The organism is Streptomyces sp. NPDC059003 (assembly GCF_042740445.1).
In the GTDB taxonomy this organism is placed as follows: domain Bacteria; phylum Actinomycetota; class Actinomycetes; order Streptomycetales; family Streptomycetaceae; genus Streptomyces.
In genome coordinates, this window is the sequence record NZ_JBHYJH010000320.1 from 5,019 (window position 1) to 5,489 (window position 471).

The 471-nt window shown below is 68.4% G+C and carries 1 protein-coding gene; it reads left to right on the forward strand.

What is annotated here, in order from left to right:
- A partial coding sequence (locus ACFWZ5_RS44465; RefSeq protein ID WP_384892816.1) for a hypothetical protein occupies window positions 1-464 on the forward strand: 464 nt, incomplete at its 5' end.
- Between the last annotated feature and the right edge of the window lie 7 nt (window positions 465-471).

Sequence of the window (471 nt, forward strand, 5' to 3'; positions counted from 1 at the left end):
GCACGGGATTGCCTGGCGATCCTGACGGCGGCCGGACGCCTGGAGCTCCGGTGCTGTGGCGGCAGCTTGAAGAGGACGAACGCGCCGACCTGTGGGCGGAGTTCACCGGCTGGGTCATCGAGATCGCCGACCAGTACGAGCTGACGATCGACCAACTCCCCCGAGACTGCTGGTGGCTCCACGGCGGCGTAGTGGCCGAGATGACAGCACTGTGGACGTCGCACCGATCCGCGTTCGAAGCCCAGGGTGACTCCGGAGCCTCGGTATACCTCTGGCACGACGCCTTCGACCGCGCAATCAACCGGATCTCACGCATGTGGCTGGGCGAGTGCACCAACGGCTACCACCAGGTCCGCTCCCGCGACAGGTGGGGCACCGACGTGAGACTGCGGGCTGCGATCCTGGCTGCAGGCCCGCCGCCCTCCCGCCGCGACCGGGACCAGGGCAGTGCGGGGACAGACTGATCAGCAC